Origin of the sequence: Paracoccus marcusii (genome assembly GCF_006151785.1) — a bacterium.
Lineage (GTDB): Bacteria > Pseudomonadota > Alphaproteobacteria > Rhodobacterales > Rhodobacteraceae > Paracoccus > Paracoccus marcusii.
The window spans coordinates 1-22,098 of record NZ_VDDD01000057.1 but is presented as its reverse complement, the minus strand read 5'-3'; the positions used below and the strand labels follow the sequence as shown (position 1 = coordinate 22,098).

At 68.0% G+C, this 22,098-nt stretch carries 19 protein-coding genes and 1 pseudogene; 5 read left to right on the top strand and 15 right to left on the bottom strand.

Going from position 1 to position 22,098, the window contains the following annotated elements:
* Window positions 1-787, bottom strand: a pseudogene (locus tag FHD68_RS10505) (hypothetical protein); the annotation flags it as partial.
* Window positions 788-988: 201 nt separating this feature from the next.
* On the opposite strand from FHD68_RS10505, the gene FHD68_RS10500 reads away from it, so the two are divergent.
* Complete coding sequence (locus tag FHD68_RS10500; protein WP_127898614.1) at window positions 989-1,969, top strand: SIMPL domain-containing protein; 981 nt, start codon at window positions 989-991, stop codon at window positions 1,967-1,969.
* Between the two features lie 50 nt (window positions 1,970-2,019).
* Here the strand turns inward: FHD68_RS10500 and FHD68_RS10495 are convergent, their stop codons facing one another.
* On the bottom strand, window positions 2,020-3,306 hold the full coding sequence (locus FHD68_RS10495) for an O-acetylhomoserine aminocarboxypropyltransferase/cysteine synthase family protein (RefSeq protein WP_127898613.1): 1,287 nt from the start codon (window positions 3,304-3,306) through the stop codon (window positions 2,020-2,022).
* 105 nt (window positions 3,307-3,411) lie between these two features.
* Window positions 3,412-4,254, bottom strand: a complete 843-nt coding sequence (locus tag FHD68_RS10490; protein WP_045999093.1) for an AAA family ATPase — start codon at window positions 4,252-4,254, stop codon at window positions 3,412-3,414.
* Window positions 4,255-4,428: 174 nt separating this feature from the next.
* Here FHD68_RS10490 and dksA point away from each other — a divergent pair, with 174 nt between their 5' ends.
* Both dksA and FHD68_RS10480 read left to right on the top strand, forming a co-directional pair.
* A complete protein-coding gene (gene dksA / locus FHD68_RS10485; protein WP_045984066.1) occupies window positions 4,429-4,851 on the top strand; it encodes an RNA polymerase-binding protein DksA in 423 nt (140 codons plus the stop codon).
* Window positions 4,852-4,918: 67 nt separating this feature from the next.
* A complete protein-coding gene (locus FHD68_RS10480; RefSeq protein ID WP_127898612.1) occupies window positions 4,919-6,037 on the top strand; it encodes an FAD-dependent oxidoreductase in 1,119 nt (372 codons plus the stop codon).
* Window positions 6,038-6,107: 70 nt separating this feature from the next.
* On the opposite strand, the gene glmM is transcribed toward FHD68_RS10480, so the two are convergent.
* The 7 genes from glmM to FHD68_RS10445 all read right to left on the bottom strand — a co-directional run bounded on the left by glmM (window position 6,108) and on the right by FHD68_RS10445 (window position 14,101).
* Window positions 6,108-7,451: a phosphoglucosamine mutase gene (glmM, locus tag FHD68_RS10475; protein WP_045999095.1), complete on the bottom strand. Its 1,344-nt coding sequence runs from the start codon at window positions 7,449-7,451 to the stop codon at window positions 6,108-6,110.
* Complete coding sequence (folP, locus tag FHD68_RS10470) at window positions 7,448-8,440, bottom strand: dihydropteroate synthase (protein ID WP_425277544.1); 993 nt, start codon at window positions 8,438-8,440, stop codon at window positions 7,448-7,450. The genes glmM and folP overlap by 4 nt, the downstream gene beginning before the upstream one ends.
* A gap of 6 nt (window positions 8,441-8,446) precedes the next feature.
* Window positions 8,447-9,244 (bottom strand): dihydroneopterin aldolase, encoded by a 798-nt coding sequence (locus tag FHD68_RS10465; RefSeq protein WP_240542413.1) that lies wholly within the window; start codon window positions 9,242-9,244, stop codon window positions 8,447-8,449.
* A gap of 41 nt (window positions 9,245-9,285) precedes the next feature.
* Window positions 9,286-9,882 carry a cell wall hydrolase gene (locus FHD68_RS10460; RefSeq protein WP_244297818.1) on the bottom strand — a complete coding sequence of 199 codons (597 nt, stop codon included), beginning with the start codon at window positions 9,880-9,882 and terminating at the stop codon, window positions 9,286-9,288.
* Window positions 9,883-10,206: 324 nt separating this feature from the next.
* Window positions 10,207-12,750, bottom strand: a complete 2,544-nt coding sequence (locus tag FHD68_RS10455; RefSeq protein WP_127898610.1) for a putative PEP-binding protein — start codon at window positions 12,748-12,750, stop codon at window positions 10,207-10,209.
* A 174-nt stretch (window positions 12,751-12,924) separates the two neighbouring features.
* Window positions 12,925-13,602, bottom strand: a complete 678-nt coding sequence (locus tag FHD68_RS10450; RefSeq protein WP_127898609.1) for a peptidylprolyl isomerase — start codon at window positions 13,600-13,602, stop codon at window positions 12,925-12,927.
* A complete protein-coding gene (locus tag FHD68_RS10445; RefSeq protein ID WP_042251774.1) occupies window positions 13,595-14,101 on the bottom strand; it encodes a peptidylprolyl isomerase in 507 nt (168 codons plus the stop codon). Before FHD68_RS10445 ends, FHD68_RS10450 begins: the two co-directional genes overlap by 8 nt.
* Window positions 14,102-14,277: 176 nt before the next feature.
* Here FHD68_RS10445 and FHD68_RS10440 point away from each other — a divergent pair, with 176 nt between their 5' ends.
* Window positions 14,278-15,480 (top strand): phosphoglycerate kinase, encoded by a 1,203-nt coding sequence (locus FHD68_RS10440; protein ID WP_139085664.1) that lies wholly within the window; start codon window positions 14,278-14,280, stop codon window positions 15,478-15,480.
* 14 nt (window positions 15,481-15,494) lie between these two features.
* Here FHD68_RS10440 and FHD68_RS10435 read toward each other — a convergent pair whose 3' ends face one another.
* Window positions 15,495-15,755 carry a hypothetical protein gene (locus FHD68_RS10435; RefSeq protein ID WP_127898607.1) on the bottom strand — a complete coding sequence of 87 codons (261 nt, stop codon included), beginning with the start codon at window positions 15,753-15,755 and terminating at the stop codon, window positions 15,495-15,497.
* 204 nt (window positions 15,756-15,959) lie between these two features.
* Between FHD68_RS10435 and FHD68_RS10430 the strand changes: the two genes are divergently transcribed.
* Complete coding sequence (locus FHD68_RS10430; RefSeq protein ID WP_139085662.1) at window positions 15,960-16,892, top strand: class I fructose-bisphosphate aldolase; 933 nt, start codon at window positions 15,960-15,962, stop codon at window positions 16,890-16,892.
* An 83-nt stretch (window positions 16,893-16,975) separates the two neighbouring features.
* Here FHD68_RS10430 and FHD68_RS10425 read toward each other — a convergent pair whose 3' ends face one another.
* The 4 genes from FHD68_RS10425 to scpA all read right to left on the bottom strand — a co-directional run bounded on the left by FHD68_RS10425 (window position 16,976) and on the right by scpA (window position 21,971).
* A complete protein-coding gene (locus FHD68_RS10425; protein ID WP_127898606.1) occupies window positions 16,976-18,265 on the bottom strand; it encodes a homoserine dehydrogenase in 1,290 nt (429 codons plus the stop codon).
* A gap of 107 nt (window positions 18,266-18,372) precedes the next feature.
* Window positions 18,373-18,891 (bottom strand): hypothetical protein, encoded by a 519-nt coding sequence (locus FHD68_RS10420; RefSeq protein ID WP_127898605.1) that lies wholly within the window; start codon window positions 18,889-18,891, stop codon window positions 18,373-18,375.
* Window positions 18,888-19,712, bottom strand: coding sequence for a glycosyl transferase (locus tag FHD68_RS10415; RefSeq protein ID WP_127898604.1), 825 nt, complete (start codon window positions 19,710-19,712; stop codon window positions 18,888-18,890). Before FHD68_RS10415 ends, FHD68_RS10420 begins: the two co-directional genes overlap by 4 nt.
* 126 nt (window positions 19,713-19,838) lie before the next feature.
* Window positions 19,839-21,971 (bottom strand): methylmalonyl-CoA mutase, encoded by a 2,133-nt coding sequence (gene scpA / locus FHD68_RS10410; protein WP_127898603.1) that lies wholly within the window; start codon window positions 21,969-21,971, stop codon window positions 19,839-19,841.
* Window positions 21,972-22,098 lie beyond the last annotated feature (127 nt).

The following is a 22,098-nucleotide window of genomic DNA, read 5'->3' as shown; positions in this document are numbered from 1 at the left end:
CGGCGGCGCGGCTGTGCACGGCCTCGGCGCGCGGCGACAGGCGCTTTGCGGTCAGCGGCCCGCTGCCGTGACGGATCACCGCGGCAGGCGTCTCAACCGTCGGGGGCGCGACGGTGTCGGTGGCGGGCTGGACCGCGACCGCCGCCGGGACCACGACCACATGCGGGATGATGCGCGAGATGACTGGCACCGCCGCGACGACGGGCTGTTCGATCTCGATCTGCGGGGCGGTCACGCGCGCCTGGCTGAGGACCGGCTCGCTGAAGGGCCGTCGGTTGTACTGTTCCTGCACCAGCCGCGAGGGGCCGAAATCGGGATTGCCCTGGAACCGGTCGTCGCCCGGCCGCGCCTGAAATCCGGATGGGCGAAAGCCCTGGGCGCGGGCGAAATCCTCGGCCTCGTGCAGGGTGCGGCGGGCGACGGCGGCCACGCGCAACGTCTCGATGTCGCCGTTCGTGGCGGGACACCAGTCGAAGGCCAGATCCTCGGCGCGATAGGGGGTCGACGCTTCTAGCGCGCGCGCAATGGTTGCAGCGGTGTCCGAGCCGAAGGGGACCGTCAGCACTGTGTACAGGATCTGATCGTCGGGGATAACCAGGACCGTGTCCAGTTCCCCGGCCTGGCCGCCCGCCTGCTCGCGCAACCCGTTCAGCACGGCGGCCATGTCGCCGCCGGCGAAGCGGGCATGGCCCAGGGGCCGCCAATCCGGGCCGTTGCGGCATTCCAGCCGGACCGCCTCCTGGGTAAAGCTCATGGCGAATTCGGGTGGCGCGGCGTGCTGGTTCATGGCTGTCTTCACTGCTCGGGGTGCGTCGCGTGGTCGTGCCCGCGACGTCATTGTTCACCAATCACCACTACCGCAAATTGTGGAACGTTGAAAGAAGAACTGCCATATCTGTGATCGGTTTTGCGCGTGAAAGGGCTAGGAAGCGGGCATCGGGCAGGGCATCAACGCCTGAGCGAACACGCGATCAGAAAGGATCCCCTGATGCGACCGATCTTCCGTGCCCCCCCTGCAAGACGGCTGGCCCTGTCCGTGGCCATGACCGCCCTGATGGCCGCCCCCGCCCTTGCCGCGCCCATGGCCTGCGGTCCGGCCGGTCCGTCGCGCCTGACCGTCACCGGCGAGGGGCAGTCCCGCATCGCCCCCGACATGGCGACCGTCCAGCTGGGCGTGACCACGCAGGCCGACAGCGCCGCCGCCGCGATGGAGCAGAACAACACCCAGCAGAGCGCCGTGATCGAGGCGCTGACCGGTGCCGGGATCGACGAGGCGCAGATCCAGACCTCGGGGCTGAACCTGAACCCGCTGATGCAGTATGGCGAAAACCAGGCCCCGACCGTCACCGGCTATCAGGCGACGAACACCGTTGCGGTGCGCGTGTCCGACCTGGCCCGTCTGGGCGAGGTTCTGGACGCCATCGTCACCGCAGGTGCCAATGAGATCAACGGCATCACCTTCAGCCGCGAGGATGGCGCCGAGGCGCAGGATCAGGCCCGCCGCGATGCCGTGACCGACGCACGCCGCAAGGCCGAGCTGCTGGCAGAGGCGGCGGGCGTCGACCTGGGCCCGGTGCTGACGTTGCGCGACATTCAGACCGGTACGGGCGGCCCGCGCCCGATGATGCGCATGGAGGCCGCGATGGCCGATGCCGTGCCCGTCCAGGCCGGAGAGGTCGAGATGGCCGCCCAGGTCGAGATCGAATACGCGCTGGCCGGAGAGGGTGCCTGTGCGCCGATGCCGCCGCACGGTATGGGCATGCATCACGGCGACCGCGGTCATGGCGGCCCCGAGCATGGTGGGCCTGAGCATGGTGGCCCCAAACATGGCGGCCCCGCCGGTGGTCCGGCGGGCGGGCCTGACGGCAGCCCCGTGCATCCGCCGATGCCCGGCGACGGCGCACCCGCGCCGGACGAACCGATCGTGCCCGGCATCGTCGAGCCGCTGCCCGAGACCCCGGCGAACTGACCGGACGACAATGCAGGGACGGGCCGGGGGTCGCCCCCCGGCCCGTTTCGTCAGGCGATGGCCTTGGTCAGGGCCTGATCCAGGTCGGCGATCAGATCGTCCGCATCCTCGATGCCCACCGACAGGCGGACGACCTCGGGGGCGGCACCGGCGGCGCGCTGCTGATCCTCGGTCAGTTGGCGGTGGGTGGTGGAGGCCGAATGGATCACCAGTGACCGCGCATCGCCCAGGTTCGCCACATGGCTGAACAGCGACAGCGCATCGACCAGCTTGACCGCCGCCGCATAGCCGCCCCTGATCGCGAAGGTGAACAGCGCCCCGGCGCCCTTGGGATACAGCCGGCGCGCCGTCGCGTTCCACGGAGAGCTGTCCAGGCCGGCATAGGTCACCCGCTCCACCCGGTCGTCGGCCTCCAGCCAGGCGGCGACCGTCTGCGCATTGGCGACATGGCGTTCCATCCGCAGGCCAAGCGTCTCGATCCCCATCAGCGTGTAATGCGCGCCCTGCGGGTTCATGGTCATGCCCAGATCGCGCAGCCCGATGGCGATGCCGTGAAAGGTGAAGGCCATGTTGCCGAAGGTCTCGTGGAATTTTAGCCCGTGATAGGCGGGTTCCGGGGCAGACAGGCTGGGGAACTTGTCGCTGGCGGACCAGTCGAAGGTTCCGCTGTCCACGACCACGCCGCCTGTGACCGTGCCGTTGCCGGTCATGTATTTCGTCAGGCTGTGCACGACCAGCGTCGCGCCCATCTCGATCGGGCGGCACAGATAGGGGGTGGCCAGCGTGTTGTCGACGATCAGCGGGATCCCCGCCGCATCCGCGATGGCCGCGACCGCCGGAATGTCGGTGACCGACCCGCCGGGATTGCTGATCGATTCGCAGAAGACCGCGCGCGTGTCGTCGTCGATCGCCGCGCGCAGCGCCTCGGGGTCGTCGAAATCGACGAACTTGGCCGACCATCCGAACCGCCGGATCGTGTGGCTGAACTGGGTCACGGTGCCGCCATAGAGCCGGGTCGAGGCCACGATGTTGCGCCCCGGCGCCATCAGCGGAAACAGCGCCATGATCTGCGCCGCATGGCCCGACGAACAGCAGACCGCGCCCGCACCCCCCTCCAACGCCGCGACGCGCGCTTGCAGGGCCGCGACGGTCGGGTTGGTCAGGCGCGAATAGATGTATCCGACCTCCTGCAGGTTGAACAGGCGCGCGGCGTGGTCGGCGTCGCGGAAGGCATAGGCCGTCGTCTGATAGATCGGCACCTGCCGCGCCCCGGTCGCCGGGTCGGCGGCCGCCCCCGCATGGATCGCCCGCGTGTCGAAACCCTGTTGATCGCTCATGGTGTCCTCCCTCCGATGTGGCGCAAGCCTAGTCGCCGGGCCGGGCGGGCGGCAATCGGGAAAAGGCTTCTCCGGCGGGGGGCCGGGGCAGGGGAAATCCTCTTCTCAGCGGCCTTGGCGGCGCGCCATGAAGGCCAGCTTCTCGAACAGGGCCACGTCCTGTTCGTTCTTCAGCAGCGCGCCGTGCAGCTTGGGCAGCATCGTCGCAGGATCGCGGGCCAGATCCTCGGGAGACAGGTCCTCGGCCAGGATCAGCTTCAGCCAGTCCAGGAATTCGCTCGTCGAGGGCTTCTTTTTCAGCCCCGGCACGTCGCGCAACTCCATGAATTGGGACAGCGCGCTGTCCAGCAGGCGGGGTTTCAGCCCCGGGTGATGCACCTCGACGATGGCGCGCAGGGTCGCGGCATCGGGAAACCGGATATAATGGAAAAAGCACCGCCGCAGGAACGCGTCCGGCAGCTCCTTTTCGTTGTTCGAGGTGATGATGACCACGGGCCGGTGCGCGGCGCGCACCGTCTCTCCGGTTTCGTAGACGTGGAACTCCATCCGGTCCAGTTCCTGCAGCAGGTCGTTCGGAAACTCGATATCGGCCTTGTCGACCTCGTCGATCAGCAGCACGACCCGCGCGGGGGCGGCAAAGGCCTGCCACAGCTTGCCCCGCCGGATATAGTTCGACACGTCGTTCACCCGCGCGTCGCCCAGCTGGCTGTCGCGCAGCCGACTGACCGCATCGTATTCGTACAGCCCCTGCTGCGCCTTGGTCGTGGACTTCACGTGCCATTCGATGATGGGCATGCCCAAGCTGGCGGCAACCTGCCGGGCCAGCTCCGTCTTTCCGGTTCCGGGCTCTCCCTTGACCAGCAACGGGCGTTCCAGCGTGACGGCGGCGTTCACCGCCAGGGCCAGGTCGGGCGGGGCCACATAGCGGTCGGTTCCCGTGAACTGCATGAAAACTCTCCTTTAGCGCAAGGTGCTTGGCCGCAACTGCCCGCAAAGTTGCGGCGAATTGCACGCCGCGCATCATTAGCGCCCTGAACCCTAGTGACAAGCAGCACGTCATACTTTAAGGGACCGCGCAAGGTGCCGGTAATTTTGCTCCGCCCGGCGCCGCCGGAGGACGTAATGAAAGCCCAGACCTTCCTTCCCCAGGATTATCGTCCCGCCGAGGACGAACCCTTCATGAACGAGCGTCAGCTCGAATATTTCCGGCGGAAGCTCGAGGCCTGGAAGCAGGAACTGCTCAGCCAGTCGGCCGAGACCCTGGAAGGACTGCAGGACAGCGCCCGCAGCGTTCCCGATCTGGCCGACCGCGCCAGCGAGGAGACCGATCGCGCGCTGGAACTGCGTACCCGCGACCGTCAGCGCAAGCTGGTCAGCAAGATCGACGCCGCGCTGCGCCGCATCGAGACCGGCGATTTCGGCTATTGCGAGATGACCGGCGAGCCGATCAGCCTGCGTCGTCTGGATGCCCGTCCCATCGCCACCATGACGCTGGAAGCGCAGGAGCGTCACGAGCGCAAGGAACGCGTTCACCGCGACGACTGATCCATCCGTCAGCGCCGCGCCAGGCCCCGCCCGGTGCGGGGCCTTGTCATATCCAGAGGTCCGATCCATGTCCGCGCTTGAGAACCGCCCCGTGACCGTCATCGGCGCCGGAATCGGCGGCCTGACGGCGGCCCTGGCCCTGGCGCGACGCGGGGCGCAGGTCACGGTCGTGGAACGCGCGCCCGAACTGGGCGAGGTCGGTGCGGGGATCCAGATCTCGGCCAATGCGGTGCGGGTGCTGGATGCGCTTGGCTTGGGAACCGCGCTGGATGGCGCCGCGCTGCGCACGGATGCGGTACAACTGAACGACGAACGCGGGCGGCGCGTGCTGCGCATGGACCTTCGGGCGCACCGCCCGGAGGCGCGCTTTCTGCTGATCCACCGCGCCCGGCTGATCGGTTTGCTGGCCGATGCGGCACGGCAGGCGGGCGTGACGATCCAGCTTGGCGTGACGGCGGCTGATGCCGATGGGCTGACCATCGCCGCCGACGGGCTGCGCAGCACGCATCGGGCAGCACTGAACGGCCAGCAGGTGCCATTCTTCACCGGCCAGACCGCATGGCGTGCCCTGATCCCCGATTCCGGAGGCGCGCCCGTCGCGCAGGTCTTCATGGCCGCGCGCAGGCATCTGGTCAGCTATCCGCTGCCCGGCGGCCTGCGCAACATCGTGGCCGTCGAGGAACGCCCGGACTGGCAGGATGAGGGCTGGTCCCATCCCGGCGACCCCGACCGCCTGCGCGCGGCCTTTGCGGGCATGGGCGGGCCGGTGCCGGGCTGGCTGGCCCAGGTGGACCATACGCATCTGTGGGGTCTCTTCCGCCATCCGGTCGCGGCGCGCTGGCACGACGACCGGCTTGCCCTGCTGGGCGATGCGGCCCACCCGACGCTGCCCTTTCTGGCCCAGGGCGCGGGCATGGCCATCGAGGACGCCTGGACGCTTGCCGCCTGCCTGGACGCGATCCCGGATCAGCCGCAGGCCCTGGCCCGCTATCAGGCGCTGCGCCAGCCGCGCGTGACCCGCATCGTCGATGCGGCGAACGCCAATGCCCGCAACTATCATTTCGGGGGTGTCATGCGGATCGGCGCGCATTCGGTGCTGCGCGTGGCGGACCGTCTGGCGCCGTCGCTGATGCCCGGCCGTTTCGACTGGCTCTATGACTTCGATCCCGTGGGACAGATACCCTGACCCGCCATCGGCACCCCTCCGCGACGGGGTCCGGGGGGCGCATAGCCCCCCGGCCGCCGCGGGACGCAAATCAGGCTGCGCGTTCGACCGCCGCGACGATGCCGTCGACGACCTCGCGCAGGACGGCCTCGTCCTCGGCCTCGGCCATCACCCGGATCAGCGGCTCGGTCCCCGATTTCCGGATCAGCACACGGCCAGACCCGGCCAGACGCGCCTCGGCATCCGCGATCATGCGCTTGACCGGCTCGGCCGCCAGCGGATCGGCACCCGCGGCATAGCGGACGTTCTTCAGCATCTGCGGCACGGGTTCGAACTGCGCGACCAGTTCGCTTGCCGCCCGACCCGTCTCGGCCATCGCGCCCAGCACCTGCATCGCGGCCACCAGCCCGTCGCCAGTGGTGGCATAGTCGGTCATCACGATATGACCAGACTGTTCGCCGCCCAGGTTAAAGCCGCCCTCGCGCATGCGCTCGACCACATAGCGGTCACCGACCTGCGTCCGCTCCAGCCGCAGGCCGCGTGCGGTCAGGTAATGCTCCAGCCCCAGGTTTGACATGACCGTGGCGACCAGCGCGCCGCCTGCAAGCCGGCCCTGTTCGGCCCACCGCCCGGCCAACAGCGCCATGATCTGGTCACCATCCGCCACGCGGCCCGTCTGGTCCACGATCACCACCCGGTCGGCATCGCCGTCCAGGCTGATTCCCAGATGCGCGCCATGGGCACGGACCGCATCGGCGCAGGCCTGGGGATGCGTGCTTCCGACGCCGTCGTTGATGTTGAATCCGTCCGGCTCGACGCCCAGGGGGATCACATCCGCGCCCAGCTCCCACAGGACGTCGGGCGCGGCGCGATAGGCGGCGCCGTTCGCGCAGTCCAAGACCACCTTCAGCCCGTCCAGCCGCAGCTTGGCCGGGAAGGTCGTCTTGGCATATTCCATGTAGCGACCCCGACCGTCGTCGATCCGCTTGGCCCGGCCGATGCTGGCCGGGGCGACCGGTTCCATCGCGCCCGCGACCAGCGCCTCGATCTCGGCCTCGGCCTCGTCGGACAGCTTGAAGCCGTCGGGACCGAAGAACTTGATGCCGTTGTCCTCGGCCGGGTTGTGGCTGGCCGAGATCATGATCCCCAGATCGGCCCGCATCGACCGCGTCAGGAACCCGACGGCCGGCGTCGGCACCGGGCCCAGCAGCAACACGTTCATGCCCGTGCTGGTCAACCCCGCCGTCAGCGCGTTTTCCAACATGTAGCCCGACAGGCGAGTGTCCTTGCCGATCACCACGCGGTGCCGGTTGCGCCCGTCGCGGCGAAAGTAACGGCCGGCGGCGGCGCCAAGGCGCAGCGCCATCTCGGCGGTCATCGGATAGGTGTTGGCGCGCCCGCGGACCCCGTCGGTGCCGAAAAGCTTCCTGCTCATGTCCCTGCCTTCCCGTTCTTGTTGAGGGCCGCGATCAGGCGCAGCCCCTGTGCGTGTTCCGCGACATCGTGGACGCGGTGGATCTGGACCCCCTGGGCCACGGCCGCGACCGTCAGGGCCAGCGTGCCGGGCATGCGCTCTGCCGCCAGGTCGGCCCCGCCGATCCGGCCGATGAAACGCTTGCGCGACACGCCCAGCAGGATCGGGCAGCCCAGCCCATGATACAGCGAAATCCGCCGCAGGATCGCCAGATTATGCGCCTCCGTCTTGCCGAAGCCGATGCCCGGATCGATCACGATGCGATCAGCGGGAATGCCCGCCCGGACCGCCCGGTCGATGCGTGCGGCCAAGGCATCATAGACGTCCAGCAGCACGTCGTCGTAACGCGGGTCGTCCTGCATCGTGGCGGGCAGCCCCTGCGCATGCATCAGGCAGACAGGTACCCCGGCACCGGCCACCATGGGCGCCAGTCCCGCGTCAAAATCAAAGCCCGACACGTCGTTGACCATACCCGCCCCGGCGGCAAGCGCCGCCTGCGCGACCGCGGCCTTGCGCGTATCGACCGATATCGGCAACAGGCCGCGGGCGGCGCCGATTGCGGGCAGGATGCGGGCGATCTCGTCCGGGACGGCGATCTCCTCGGCTCCGGGACGTGTCGATTCGCCGCCGATGTCCAAAAGGTCCGCCCCATCCGCCGCCAGGGTCCGCGCCTGCGATGCAGGATCGTACCGGCCGCCGTCCGAGAAGCTGTCGGGGGTCGCATTGACGATGCCCATCAATCGCGGTCGGTCCAGCGTCAGGCCCAGGACGGACGGCCGCGGGGCCGTCAGGGCCACCATCACGCGATCTGGTGCGCTGTCGACGATGCGCGGGGCCGCGCCGCGTTGCAGGCATTCCAGATGCGTGAACCTGGTCCACCCCCCGGCGAGGGGCCAGCGGCCGCTCTGATCCTGCGGTATCGGGCGATAGTAGAGGCCGTCCTGCATCATCGGATGTCAGGCGGTGCGCAGATGCGCGACGTTGACCGCCAACCCGTCCGGCACGACCGGCAGCGGCCTGTCGGCAGGGCCGGCGAAATCGATGTGATGGGCCCCAAGACGCCCCGCCAGCCACAGCGCGAGGCTGTCGGGACCGTCGCCTGCATCCGGGGCATCGGCGGCAAGACGCGTGGGCGCCCAGATCACCGGCTGGCGCAGCTGGATCGCGGCGTCCAGTTCGGTGCGGGTCTCGGCCACCTCGATGCCCAGGTCGCCGCCAAGCCGCCATGCGGCCTGATCCAGCGACAACAGCGCCAGGCGGCGGGCATGCGGCCCGTCATCGGTCATGGGCAGGGCGCCCGGAACGATCACGACCGCCCCCGTGGCCAGCGGTGCGCCGGGGGCGTGCACCAGGATCGCCACCTGTGCGGCCACGCCCGTGGCGGGCACGCGGCCCCGATGGCGGATGATCGACACGCCAAGGGCGCCCGGACCGCGGTCCAGCTTTTCGACGCTGACGGTGATGCGGGCGGCGCGGGGATGGGCCAGCACCTCGGCGGCGATGCGTTCGGCCAGCGTCTCGACCAGGTTGTAGCGCTGATCGGCCAGCGCTGTGTCCACCGCCTGCGTCAGTACGTCATAGGACAGCACGGCGTCGACATGATCGCCGCTGTCCGCGACGGTCTCTCGCAGATCCACGGTCAGGTTGAATCGCAGGCGCTGATCCAGGCCACGTTCCGATTGAAAGGCGCCGATCTCGGCCGAAAGGACGTAGTCGCGCAGAAAGATGCGGTCGGGATGTTCCATATCCGCCATTCACAGCAAATCCGCGGCGCGGGCAACCCCCGCCGCAGACCTCAGTTCGAGGCGACGCGCTGATTGGTACGATAGAAGATGTGGCGGCCGATCTGGACGGTGCGCTGGAAACGGCGTGACCAAGACGGGCTGACCGCCGGGGTGTGGAAATAGGTGGCGCCACCGGTCAGCTGGCGCGGTGCGCCGGCCAGCGCTTCGGCCGCGATGTCCTGGGCACGCAGATAGGCGGCCTTGTTGCGGATCGGCTTGGCGCCGCCGATGGTATAGCTGAACTGGCTGGGCTGGTTGATCACGCCGCAGACGGTGCGGGGAAAGGCGCCGCTGTCAACGCGGTTCAGGATGACCTCGGCCACGGCCATCTGACCCTGACGACCTTCGCCGCGGGCCTCGTGGTAGAGGGCCTCTGCCATGCAGTCCAGATCGGCGCGGGAAATCACCTTGCGCGTGTTGGCCAGATGCAGGGTTTCGACGGGCTCATCGGGAGTGATCTCGACCGTGACGGGCATCACGTCGGTATAAAGCAACGGCGTGGGCCGCGGAGCGTTCGCGGCGGCTTGCAAAGCGCCGAACATGCCGGTATCGGCGGAAAAAAGCGATCCGTTTCCCCCGGCAAGGGCAGTGGTCGTCAGAAGGGGCATGGCTGTTGCCGCACATAAAAGAGCGTGCGCCAGCCGTTTCGACAGCTTGGGCATGTACAGTCCTATACAAGGTCCCGTGTTGACGGGGCATTAATGCCCGGTCGACAGGGATGGTCTGTCACGCCGGGCGGGCTGACGATGTGATTAGGATTTTCGGCATCTGTTGTGCCATCCCACTTCGGCGTGAGGCCCGGAACCGGCCCGTTCGGGGCAGTTTTGGGCAGCAATCCGCCACGCCGTTGCGCGGAAACCGGCAACTTCCGGCACATGGGTGTAAGGGTCAGATGTTATGTCCAGCCAAATCAGCAACTTGCAGTTGCAGAATCACGACCGGGGCACAGGCGGGCGGTTTCTGATGGCCGATTGCGCCGCCGCAAGCCGCGCGACCGGCACGCGGAAGGGTGAACAGGACACGTAGTCCACGCCCGCCTGATGGCAGAACGCGATGGATTCGGGGTTGCCGCCATGCTCTCCGCAGACGCTCAGGGTGATGCCCGGAGCCTGCGCGCGGGCCCGCTGCACGCCGATCAGCAACAGCTCTCCGACCCCGTCCTGATCCAGGACATGGAAGGGATCCTCGGCATAGACCCCCTGGCCCACATAGGTCCCCATGAAGCGCCCGGCATCGTCGCGCGACAGGCCATAGGTCATCTGCGTCAGATCGTTCGTGCCGAAGGACAGGAAGGCGCTGTGGGCCGCGATGTCGCCGGCACGCAGGGCGGCACGCGGCGTTTCCACCATCACGCCAAGGCGATAGGTGAAATCGGTGCGCATCTCGTTCCTGACGGCGGCCGCGACGGCGTCGATGCGGGTCTTGACCAGCTCGACCTCGCGCATGGCGCTGACCAGCGGGATCATGATCTCGGGGACGACGGGGTCGCCCTTGCGGCTGGCTTGGACGGTCGCCTCGAAGATCGCGCGGGCCTGCATGTCATAGATTTCGGGAACGGTGATCCCAAGACGGACCCCCCGCATGCCCAGCATCGGGTTGAATTCGGTCAGGGCCTCCACGCGCCGGGTCACGTCCGACAGCGGCAGGTCCAGCGATTCGGCCAGTTCGCGCAGCCCCTCGCGGTCATGGGGCAGGAATTCGTGCAGTGGCGGGTCGAACAGCCGGATGGTGACGGGAAGGCCGGCCATGATCTCGAACAGGCTGGCGAAATCCTGGCGCTGCATGGGCAGGATGCGGTCCAGGGACAGGCGCCGGTCCTCGGGCGTGTCGGCAAAGATCATCTCGCGCATGGCGGGCAGGCGTTCGGCGTCGAAGAACATGTGCTCCGTGCGGCACAGGCCGATGCCCTGGGCCTGGAACCGCCGGGCGGCGCGGGCGTCCTCGGGGGTGTCGGCATTGGCGCGCACGCCCATGCCGCCCGCATCCGCGGCCCAGTCCATCAGCTGCGTGAACGCATCGTCCAGCGCGGGGGGCAGCAGGACGGCCGCGCCCGCCAGAACCTCGCCAGAGCTGCCGTCGATGGTGATCTCGTCGCCCTCGTGCAGGATGCGGGATCCGGCACGCACGGTGCGGGCGCGGGCGTCGATGGTCAGGCCGCTGGCGCCCACGATGCAGGGCAGGCCCAGGCCGCGGGCGATCACCGCCGCATGGCTGGTCGTGCCGCCCCGCTCGGTCAGCACCGCGACCGAGGCGTGCATGCCGCGGATGTCCTCGGGCACGGTTTCGCGCCGCACCAGGATGCAGGGTTCTCCCCGTGCATGGGCGGATTGCGCGCTGGCGGCGGAAAAGACGATGCGCCCGGTGGCGGCGCCGGGGCTGGCATCGATGCCGCGCGCGATCACGTCGCGGGGCGCGCGTGGGTCGACCTGATGGTGCAGCAGGTCGGCCAGGGCACGCGGCTCGACGCGCATCAGCGCCTCCTCGGGGGGGATGATACCGTCGCGCGCCAGGCTCACCGCGATGCGGACGCCGGCGCGGCTGCCACGGGCCACGCGGGTGGCGTCGATGACGCTGATCCGGCCCTCGGTCACGACGAACTCGATCTGCATCTCCTCGCGCAGGCGCTCGCGGGCGGCAATGCCGAAGCGGACCAGGTCGGCAAAGATCTCGGGCGCGGTGTCCTCCAGCGCGGGGCCGCGGTCGTCGCGGGTCAGGAACAGCGTCTCGGCGCCCGCCCCGACGGTCGCGCCATGGCGCTGGCCGCGAAAGCGTCCGGTGACGCGCGGGGTACCGGTGACGGGGTCGATGAACTGGATCGTGCCCGATCCGCAGATGCCCGGACCAAGCGCCAGCGCCATTTCCTGCACCACCAGACCCAAGGGCGCATCCGCGGGCGCACCCTTGGCCTGACGCAGCAGGCGGGCGGTCGGCCCGTCCCATGCACGCGCCATGCTGCGCAGCACCTCGGACAGCTGTTCGGTGGGGTCCTGGGGGAAGGGCTGGTCCATCTCGTCCTGGTAGTGCCGCAGGCTGGCCGCCAGGGCATCGGGGCCGTCCTGCGTGAACAGGTCAGGGTCCAGCCGCGCGATATGGATCGCATAGCTTTGGACGAAGGACAGATAGACCGCGTCCGCATTGTCGCGCCCGATCACCTCGGCCAGCCGCGCGTGCAGCGCATCGTTGATGCCGACGTTCAGGACGGTTCCGGGCCCGCCCCATTCCGGCATCGCGGCCGAGGGGCGCACGCTGACCAAGCCGCTGCCCGCAAAGATGTCCAACAGGGCGTCGGGCTGGATGCGCCGTCCCTGGGCGATCATGCGGACGGTGTCGGCAGGGATCGCAAAGCTGCGCGGGACGGGAAGCTGCATCCGGACCAGCCGCTGCAGGCATTTCGCACGCCACCCATGCAGCTCGCGGCTGATCGGGGCCGAGGGCGTGATCTGCAATGCGGTGGCGGGTGGGGGTGCGCTGGTCATGACCCCGGCATCCTAGGGGCGGCGACCGCAGTCCCGCAAGGCCATTATGCGGCAGTGCAGCAGAGGACCATGCGGCGCGTCCGCGCATGGCGCCGGATCGTCGATGAAAGAAGGGATATCCCCGCAGGGAGGGGGATCAGGGGACCGTGGCCCCCTGATCGGATCGCATGGGGATCAGCCCTCGGCGTCTTCCGCCGGGGCTTCCTCGGCCGGGGCGTCGGCAGCGGGTGCCTTCTCCGCGGGGGCGGCCGTGTCACCGTCCGCGATGGTCACGGTCATCATGTAGTCGGGCTCAGACACCGATCCATTGGTGGCGGCGTCGCCCTTCTTGATGGAGTCCAGCACGTCCCAGCCTTCGATCAGCTGACCCACGACGGTATATTCACCGTCCAGGAACGGCGCCGGGGCCAGGTCGATGAAGAACTGGCTGTTGGCACTGTTGGGGTCCATGGCACGGGCCATGCCAACCGTTCCGCGGTCGAAGGTCTGTTCGGTGAACTCGGCCTCCAGGTCTGGCAGGTCGGAACCGCCCATCCCGGCCATCGCCGTGTCGCCGTCCTGACGGCCGTTCTCGACGTCGCCGGTCTGCGCCATGAAGCCGTCGATGACGCGGTGGAACACCACGCCGTCATAGGCACCCGAATTCGTCAGCTCGACCAGGCGGGCGACGTGGTTGGGCGCCAGATCCTCGCGCAGGTCCAGCACGATCGTGCCCTTGGACGTGCCTTCGGCATCGGCAACCTCGATGACCATGTTCGGGCCGTCGGTATCCTCGACCTGCGGGTTGGTCCCCTGCGCGGTCGCGGCGGTGCCCAGCATCAGCAGGGCCGGAATCAGAGCGGCCTTACGCATCGGCGGCCACCTTGACGCTGATCATGCGGTCCGGGTTCACTGGCGGCTCGCCACGGGCGATCTTGTCGACATGCTCCATCCCCTCGATGACGCGGCCATAGACGGTGTACTGGCCGTTCAGGAAATGGTTGTCCTTGAAGTTGATGAAGAACTGGCTGTTCGCGCTGTTCGGGTTCTGCGACCGCGCGGCGCCGATGGTGCCACGGTCATGGGGCAGCTTGGAGAACTCGGCCGGCAGGTCCGGCTTGTCCGATCCGCCCGTGCCGGCGCGGCCGGGGTTGTAGTCCTTTTCCATGTTCGCATGGGCCACGTCGCCCGTCTGGGCCATGAAGCCCTCGATGACGCGGTGGAAGGCCACGTTGTCATAAGCGCCGGCGCGGGCCAGTTCCTTCATGCGCTCGGCATGCTTGGGGGCCACGTCGGACAGCAGCTCGATGACGACGGGGCCGTCCTTGAGCTGGATGACGATGGTGTTTTCAGGGTCCTTGATCTCGGCCATGAGGCCCTCCTTTGTCAGGTGCGACCCCTGATCTAGGGTCTGTCGCTGCCCTGCGCAACGCGCGAAACCGTTATGGGGTCCGACCGGCAGGGCGGCGCGCATCCACCGGGCGCGGTTGACGCCGCGCCTGCCATGCGGGACAAGTTCGCCAACTCTTGGACCCTGAAGGATGCGACATGGCAAAGTTCAACACCATCGACGACATGGATCTTGACGGAAAGGTCGTGCTGACCCGGGTCGACGTGAACGTCCCCGTCGAGGACGGCCAGGTCACCGACACCACCCGCATCGACAAGATCGTGCCAACGGTCAAGGACATCCAGGCCAAGGGCGGCATCCCCGTGCTGCTGGCGCATTTCGACCGCCCCAAGGGACAGCGCGTCGAGGGCATGAGCCTGCGCCAGATCGTTCCCGCGCTGGAGGCGGCGCTGGGCCAGCCGGTCGTCTTCGCCGACGACTGCATCGGCGGTCCCGCAAAGCGCGTCGTCGCGGCGCTGCAGCCGGGGCAGGTGGCCCTGATGGAGAACACCCGCTTTCACGCAGGCGAGGAACAGAACGACGGCACCTTCGCCGCATCGCTGGCGGCGCTGGGCGGTGCCTATGTGAACGATGCCTTCTCGGCGGCCCATCGCGCCCATGCCTCGACCGAGGGGCTGGCGCGGCTGATGTATGCAGGTGCGGGTCGCCTGATGGAGGCAGAGCTGAAGGCGCTGGACGCGGCGCTGGGCGATCCGCAACGGCCGGTGATGGCGGTCGTGGGTGGTGCCAAGGTCTCGACCAAGCTGGATCTGCTGACGAACCTGGTCGAGAAGGTCGACCATCTGGTGATCGGCGGGGGAATGGCCAACACCTTCCTGGTGGCCAAGGGCGTCGAGGTCGGCAAGTCGCTGGCCGAACGCGACATGGCCGATACCGCCCTTGCCATCCTGGAGAAGGCCGATGCCACCGGCTGCAAGATCCACCTGCCGGTGGACATCGTCGTGGCACGCGAGTTCAAGGCAGGCGCGGCATCCGAGACGCTGCCCGTCGATCAGTGCCCGGCCGATGCGATGATCCTGGATGCCGGTCCCGAGACGGTCGAGGCGTTGCGTCAGGCGATGACCGCCTGCAAGACGCTGATCTGGAACGGCCCGCTGGGGGCCTTCGAGATCGAGCCCTTCGACGCGGCTACCAACGCCGCCGCGCGCGCCGCGGCCGAACTGACCGCGCAGGGACAGCTTGTGTCGGTCGCGGGTGGGGGCGACACCGTCGCGGCGCTGAACAAGGCGGGTGCGGCGGAGGAGTTCACCTTCATCTCGACCGCGGGAGGCGCGTTCCTGGAATGGATGGAGGGCAAGACCCTGCCGGGCGTTGCAGCACTGGAAGCCGCCAAGCGCTGAGCGAACGGCGCGCCCTAGCCTCCGGTCTGAGCGGCCTTGGCGCCGTCCTCATAGGCCCAAAGCATCTTGAGCCACTGGGCATAGGCCATCGGCGGGGTGACGCGTTCCGCCGATTGCACCGTGGACGCGGGCAGCAGTTCGGTCTGGCTGGCACCCGCCGTGATGGGGCGCATCCAGACCGTCCGCTGGTCCGCGCCGATGCGGGTTTCCAGCGCGCTGGACCCGATGCCGAAGATCGGCAGCTGATAATGCGCCAGGGTCGTGGTCATGAACATGGCATCCTCCTGTCGGGGTCTGTCCCTGCCATGCAGGATGCGGACAATTCGTCAGAAAATCGATTCATCTGTGATTAAGCTTTTAGGGATCGCCCGCGCCGCGACGCAGCGGAAAACCGCATCTGGCTGAATTTGTTAGCGTAACCAGCATTGCTGCGGGTCCGGCGCATGCTATCCAGCAGCCGACAATGATAGGAGAGACCCATGCAGATGACCGATACGGTGCGCCGCATCCTGGCCAATTACGAGGGCGAGACGCCGGGCGTGAAGGCGCAGCTGGCCCGCATGATGATGACCGGAAAGCTGGCCGGCACCGGCAAGATGATCATCCTGCCCGTGGACCAGGGGTTCGAGCATGGTCCCGCACGGTCCTTTGCGCCGAACCCCGCCGGCTATGACCCGCATTACCATTATCAGCTGGCGATCGATGCCGGGCTGAACGCCTATGCCGCGCCGTTGGGCATGATCGAGGCGGGTGCGGACACCTTTGCAGGCCAGATCCCCACCATCCTGAAGGTGAACAGCGCCAACAGCCTGATGTCGGGCACGGCGGGCAAGAACCAGGCGATCACCGCATCGGTGGATGACGCGCTGCGGCTGGGCTGCGCTGCGATCGGCTTCACGATCTATCCGGGGTCGGACATGGCGCTGGACATGTTCGAGGAGATCGTCGAGATGCGCCGCGAGGCCGCGGCCAAGGGTGTCGCGACCGTGATCTGGTCCTATCCGCGTGGCGAGGCGATCACCAAGGACGGCGAGACCGCCATCGACGTGGCCGCCTATGCCGCCCAGATCGCGGCGCTGATCGGCGCGCATATCATCAAGATCAAGCTGTCGACCGACCACCTGATGCTGCCCGAGGCCAAGAAGGTCTACGAGGAGAAGGCGATCGACGTGTCCAGCCAGGCCAAGCGGGTCGAGCATTGCATGCAGGCCAGCTTTGGCGGACGCCGCATCGTGGTGTTCTCGGGCGGGGCGGCCAAGGGGACCGATGCGGTCTATGACGACGCGCGCGCGATCCGCGACGGCGGCGGCAACGGCTCGATCATCGGGCGCAACAGCTTTCAGCGGTCGCGCGAGGATGCGCTGGCGATGCTGGGCAAGCTGGTCGACATCTATCTGGGCAAGGACGCCTGACCAAACGGACGCGCCCCCGAAAACGGGGGCGCGACGCGATCAGCGCCTTGCGGCGCGGGACGGGGGCCGGTGGCCCCCTTTTTTCATACTTCCTCGATGCGCAGCTCGACCGGGTCGCTGACCAGGACTCCGGTGCGGGGCAGGGCCTCGATGGCGTAGTCGATGGCTTCGGGCGTGGTCTTGTGGGTCACGACCAGGACCGGGACGCTGGCCGGGCTGTGCTGGCCGTACTGGCGCATCCGGTCGATCGAGATGCCGGCATCGCCCAGGACCGTCGCGACCTTGGCCAAGGCACCGGGTTTGTCCTGCAGCTCCAGACGGATGTAATAGGCTGCGGGCACGGCCGTGCGGGCGGGCTGGGCCGCGGTCAACGATCCGGCAGGCTGTCCGAAGACCGGCATGCGGACGCCGCGCGCGATCTCGACGATGTCGGACATGACCGCGCTGGCGGTCGGGCCTTCGCCCGCGCCCGCGCCGCGCAGGACGATCTGGCCCACGCTGTCGCCCTCGATCACGACCATGTTGGTGCCGCCCACCAATTGCCCCAGCGGGCTGTCGGCGGGCACCAGGCAGGGCGACATCCGCTGTTCCAGCCCGCGGGCGGTCATCTGCGCGACGCCCAGCAGCTTGATGCGGTAGCCCATGTCGCGGGCGCGGTGGATGTCGTCGATGCTGACGCGTTCGATGCCTTCGATCTCGACCGCGTCGAAGTTGACCTGGGTGCCGAAGGCGATCGACGACAGGATCGCCAGCTTGTGGCCCGCATCGATGCCGCCCACGTCCAGCGTCGGGTCGGCCTCCAGATAGCCAAGCTGGCGGGCCTCTTCGAAGACGGCGTCATAGGGCAGGCCCGCGCTTTCCATCCGGGTCAGGATGTAGTTGCAGGTGCCGTTCATCACGCCCATCACGCGGGTGATGCGGTTGCCGGCCATGCTCTCGGTCATCGACTTGATCACCGGGATGCCGCCCGCGACGGCGGCCTCGAACCGGATCACGCGGCCCAGATCCTCGGCCAGCTTGGCCAGGTGCTGACCGTGCATGGCCAGCAGCGCCTTGTTGGCGGTCACGACATCCTTGCCGGACCGCAGTGCAGCCTCGATGCTGTCGCGCGCGACGCCCGCATCCCCGCCGACCAGTTCGATGAAAACATCGACGTCATCGGCGGTGGCGACCGCCATCGGGTCCGCCTCCCACCGATAGGACGACAGGTCCGCGTCGCGGTTCTTCATGCGGTCGCGTGCGCTGACGGCGGTGATCGCCACCGGGCGACCCGACCGCATCGCCAGCAGGTCGGCGTGTTTCTGAACGATCTTGACGACACCGATCCCGACGGTGCCAAGCCCGGCGATGCCGAGGCGGAGGGGGGACGACATGAGTGCCTCTCATCCTTGATTTTGCGGGTGTTAGCGCGCCGGGCCGCGTGTTGCAACGCGCGATGCGGTCGCGGCGCGGTCCTGTGGCATGCGTGCCGACGAACCGATCACGGGTCGGCGCCCGCCCATTCCCCATCGATCCCGGTCCGCCGCATCACCGACACGACCTGGCGCGCCGCCTGCAGGGTCAGGTCGCGGACCTGCAGGACGTCTTCCGCGCCCATGTCATGAGGATGGCGTTCCCCGCGGGTGTTGATGAAGGTCGGGTGCCACATGCCGGGCCGTGCCCCCGGCCGCCAGGACGCATGGCACAGCAGGTTGCGCATCCGCCGCAGGTCGGTCAGCGTCGGTGGCAGCGCGCCCAGCTCGACCCCCTCGCTGCGGCGGGCGGCGGCCAGAAAGCTGTCGATCAGCGTGCCCAGGGTGTCGTCGGCGATCTCCTCCATGCGGCGCAGCCAGGCCTCCAGGGCGTGGTCCTGCGCATCTTGGCCCAGACCCTTGCGGGTCAGTGAAAAGATCGCGCGCTTCAGCGCCTCCTCAAGAAAGCCGAAGGCCGCGACGGCATGGCCCAATGCCGCGGCCATCTTATCGGGCAGACGATCGGGCGCGCGGGGCAGGGGCATCATTCACGCCAAAGCTGCGCCACCCACGGGGTCGGCCGGACATAATGGCGCAGATGCTTCAGGAAGCCCTCGCGCCGCTGGCCGGTGAAGGCCGCGCGCAGGTGATCCAGCGGCGCGCGGGCCTCGTCGGCCTCGTCCCATCGGCCAAGGATCGCGTCGGGCGGGTTCAGGCTGCCGGGGAACATCACGATGCGCGTCCCGCGCGGGATCTTGGGATCGCGCAGATAGTTCAGGGGGAATATCGGCACGCAGTGAAAGCGGAAATGGGCCAGCCACCCGCGCGGCCAGAACTTGACCCCGCCCGGGGCATTGCGGGTGACAAAGCGCTGTTCGTACTTGTACTTGTCAGCGGCGGCCTGTGGGTCAGCGGCAAAGATCTTCTGCAGCGGCGCCAGATTGCCGACCCGCATCCGATAGACCGAGGTCTGGCCCATCTTCTCGAACGGCGTGTTGGGGTTCAGGCCAAGGATCGTGTCGTCCGGATCGCCATGTTCGAAGAACGCGTCAAGGCTGCCGGTGACGATCACGTCCAAGTCCAGGAACAGCACCACCCCCGTGACGTCGCCCAGATCCCCCCACAGCCGCGACTTGGGCCACTTGCCGCGGGTGTTGACCGGGGCCTGATAAGCGAAATCGGGCAGCGGGCGCACAGCGACATCTGGATGCAGGCCGGTCCCGTCATCGGTGAAACAGAACAGCCGGAAGGGCGGCGTGATGTTGCGGGCGATCATCGCATGCAGGCGGTTGACATATTCGGGACCGAACTTGGCACCCCACTTGATGCAGATGATCTGCTTGATCGATCCGTTGCGCCCGTCGTCCATGTCTCACCCATTCGCTTTGGGTGCAGGGTTTCACAGCCCGCACCGCGAGGCAAGCAGGCCTCACGGTTCCGCGCAGGCCACGGGGGGTGCGGGGGGCTGGCCCCCCGCCGTCGCGGGACGCAAATCTCAGGGTCGCGTCTCGCGGATCAGCCGCAGGATGTCCGCGGCTGCGGATGGGATGTTCGTGCCGGGGCCGAAGATCGCCTTGACCCCCGCACGGCGCAGGAAGTCGTAATCCTGCTGCGGGATCACGCCGCCGCAGATGACCAGGATATCGCCGGCGCCCGCATGCTGCAGGGCCTGGATCAGCTTGGGTGCCAGCGTCTTGTGGCCGGCGGCCTGGCTGCTGATTCCGATCACGTGGACGTCGTTGTCGATGGCGTCCTGCGCGGCCTCTTCGGGCGTCTGGAACAGCGGTCCCACGTCCACGTCGAACCCGATATCGGCAAAGGCGGTGGCGATCACCTTGGCACCGCGGTCATGACCGTCCTGGCCCATCTTGACGACCAGCATGCGCGGGCGTCGGCCTTCCTCCACGGCGAATGTCTCGACGTCGCGCTGGATCTGGGCAAAGCCCTCGTCCCCCTCATAGGCCGCGCCATAGACGCCGGCCAAGGTGCGCACCTCGGCGCGGTGGCGTCCGAATTCGTCTTCCATGGCCATGCTGATCTCTCCGACGGTGGCGCGGGCACGGGCGGCCTCGACGGCGGCCTCCAGCAGGTTGCCGCCCTCCCGGGCGCGGCGGGTCAGGTCGGCCAGCGTCCCGGTGACGCGGCCCTCGTCCCGCGTGGCGCGGATGCGGGTCAGGCGGGCGATCTGGCTGTCCCGGACGGCGACGTTGTCGATGTCCAGGATGTCGATCGGATCCTCGGCCTCCTTGCGGTACTTGTTGACGCCGACGATCACGTCCTCGCCCCTGTCGATCAGGGCCTGACGCCGGGCCGCCGTCTCCTCGATGCGCAGCTTGGGCATGCCGCTGGCCACGGCCTTGGTCATGCCGCCCATCTCCTCGACCTCCTCGATCAGGGCCCAGGCCTTTTCCGCCAGTTCCGCCGTCAGGCTCTCGATGTAATAGGACCCTGCCAGCGGATCGACGACATGGGTGATGCCCGTCTCCTCCTGCAGGATCAGCTGGGTGTTCCGCGCGATGCGGGCACTGAAATCCGTAGGCAGGGCGATCGCCTCGTCCAGCGCGTTCGTGTGCAGCGATTGCGTGCCGCCAAGCGCCGCCGACATCGCCTCATAGGCGGTGCGGATGACGTTGTTGTAAGGGTCCTGCTCCTGCAGGGACACGCCGGACGTCTGGCAATGCGTGCGCAGCATCAGGCTGCCCTGTTTCTTGGGCTCAAATTCCGACATGATCCGGTGCCACAGCAGACGCGCGGCGCGCAGCTTGGCGATCTCCATGAAGAAGTTCATGCCGATGGCAAAGAAGAACGATAGCCGCCCCGCAAAGGCATCGACATCCATGCCCGCCGCGATGGCCGCGCGCACATATTCGCGTCCGTCGGCCAGGGTATAGGCCAGCTCCTGGACCAGGTTCGCCCCGGCCTCCTGCATGTGATAGCCCGAGATCGAGATCGAGTTGAACTTGGGCATCTCGGCCGAGGTGTACTCGATGATGTCCGCGATGATCCGCATGCTGGGTTCGGGCGGATAGATATAGGTGTTGCGGACCATGAACTCCTTGAGGATGTCGTTCTGGATGGTCCCGGACAGCACGGCGCGTGAATGGCCCTGCTCCTCTCCGGTGACGATGAAGTTCGCCAGGATCGGGATTACCGCGCCGTTCATGGTCATCGACACCGAAACGCGGTCCAACGGGATGCCGTCGAACAGGATCTTCATGTCCTCGACCGAATCGATGGCGACGCCGGCCTTGCCCACATCGCCCTCGACCCGCGGATGGTCGCTGTCATAGCCCCTGTGGGTGGCCAGATCGAAGGCCACCGACACTCCCTGCTGCCCCGCGGCGAGCGCGCGGCGATAGAAGGCGTTCGATTCCTCGGCCGTGGAAAATCCAGCATATTGCCGGATGGTCCAGGGGCGGCCTGCATACATCGTGGCGCGCGGGCCGCGGGTGAACGGCGCGATGCCGGGCAGGCCGTCCAGGTGGTCCATCCCCTCCAGGTCGTCGCGGGTATAGACCGGCTTGACGGCGATCCCCTCCAGCGTGTCCCAGGTCAGGCTGTCGGGGTCGCGCCCCTTCAGTTCGCCCTGTGCCAGCTTGCGCCAGTCCTCCAGCGTGGGTTTTGTCATGATCCATCCTTTCCTGCCGACGGTCCTGCCCTATATTCAAGACATGACGAGGTGCCGATGAAGTTGAAATTTATGATATTCGTGATGGCGCTCGCGGCGATGGGCCCCGCGCGCGACGCGCCCCCGC

Excerpts from the sequence above, each read along its gene's own strand:
- FHD68_RS10500 (WP_127898614.1), top strand. The coding sequence starts at position 989 with ATGCGACCGATCTTCCGTGCCCCCCCTGCAAGACGGCTGGCCCTGTCC.
- FHD68_RS10495 (WP_127898613.1), bottom strand. The coding sequence starts at position 3,306 with ATGAGCGATCAACAGGGTTTCGACACGCGGGCGATCCATGCGGGGGCG.
- FHD68_RS10490 (WP_045999093.1), bottom strand. The coding sequence starts at position 4,254 with ATGCAGTTCACGGGAACCGACCGCTATGTGGCCCCGCCCGACCTGGCC.
- dksA (WP_045984066.1), top strand. The coding sequence starts at position 4,429 with ATGAAAGCCCAGACCTTCCTTCCCCAGGATTATCGTCCCGCCGAGGAC.
- FHD68_RS10480 (WP_127898612.1), top strand. The coding sequence starts at position 4,919 with ATGTCCGCGCTTGAGAACCGCCCCGTGACCGTCATCGGCGCCGGAATC.
- glmM (WP_045999095.1), bottom strand. The coding sequence starts at position 7,451 with ATGAGCAGGAAGCTTTTCGGCACCGACGGGGTCCGCGGGCGCGCCAAC.
- folP (WP_425277544.1), bottom strand. The coding sequence starts at position 8,440 with ATGATGCAGGACGGCCTCTACTATCGCCCGATACCGCAGGATCAGAGC.
- FHD68_RS10465 (WP_240542413.1), bottom strand. The coding sequence starts at position 9,244 with ATGGCGGATATGGAACATCCCGACCGCATCTTTCTGCGCGACTACGTC.
- FHD68_RS10460 (WP_244297818.1), bottom strand. The coding sequence starts at position 9,882 with ATGCCCCTTCTGACGACCACTGCCCTTGCCGGGGGAAACGGATCGCTT.
- FHD68_RS10455 (WP_127898610.1), bottom strand. The coding sequence starts at position 12,750 with ATGACCAGCGCACCCCCACCCGCCACCGCATTGCAGATCACGCCCTCG.
- FHD68_RS10450 (WP_127898609.1), bottom strand. The coding sequence starts at position 13,602 with ATGCGTAAGGCCGCTCTGATTCCGGCCCTGCTGATGCTGGGCACCGCC.
- FHD68_RS10445 (WP_042251774.1), bottom strand. The coding sequence starts at position 14,101 with ATGGCCGAGATCAAGGACCCTGAAAACACCATCGTCATCCAGCTCAAG.
- FHD68_RS10440 (WP_139085664.1), top strand. The coding sequence starts at position 14,278 with ATGGCAAAGTTCAACACCATCGACGACATGGATCTTGACGGAAAGGTC.
- FHD68_RS10435 (WP_127898607.1), bottom strand. The coding sequence starts at position 15,755 with ATGTTCATGACCACGACCCTGGCGCATTATCAGCTGCCGATCTTCGGC.
- FHD68_RS10430 (WP_139085662.1), top strand. The coding sequence starts at position 15,960 with ATGCAGATGACCGATACGGTGCGCCGCATCCTGGCCAATTACGAGGGC.
- FHD68_RS10425 (WP_127898606.1), bottom strand. The coding sequence starts at position 18,265 with ATGTCGTCCCCCCTCCGCCTCGGCATCGCCGGGCTTGGCACCGTCGGG.
- FHD68_RS10420 (WP_127898605.1), bottom strand. The coding sequence starts at position 18,891 with ATGATGCCCCTGCCCCGCGCGCCCGATCGTCTGCCCGATAAGATGGCC.
- FHD68_RS10415 (WP_127898604.1), bottom strand. The coding sequence starts at position 19,712 with ATGGACGACGGGCGCAACGGATCGATCAAGCAGATCATCTGCATCAAG.
- scpA (WP_127898603.1), bottom strand. The coding sequence starts at position 21,971 with ATGACAAAACCCACGCTGGAGGACTGGCGCAAGCTGGCACAGGGCGAA.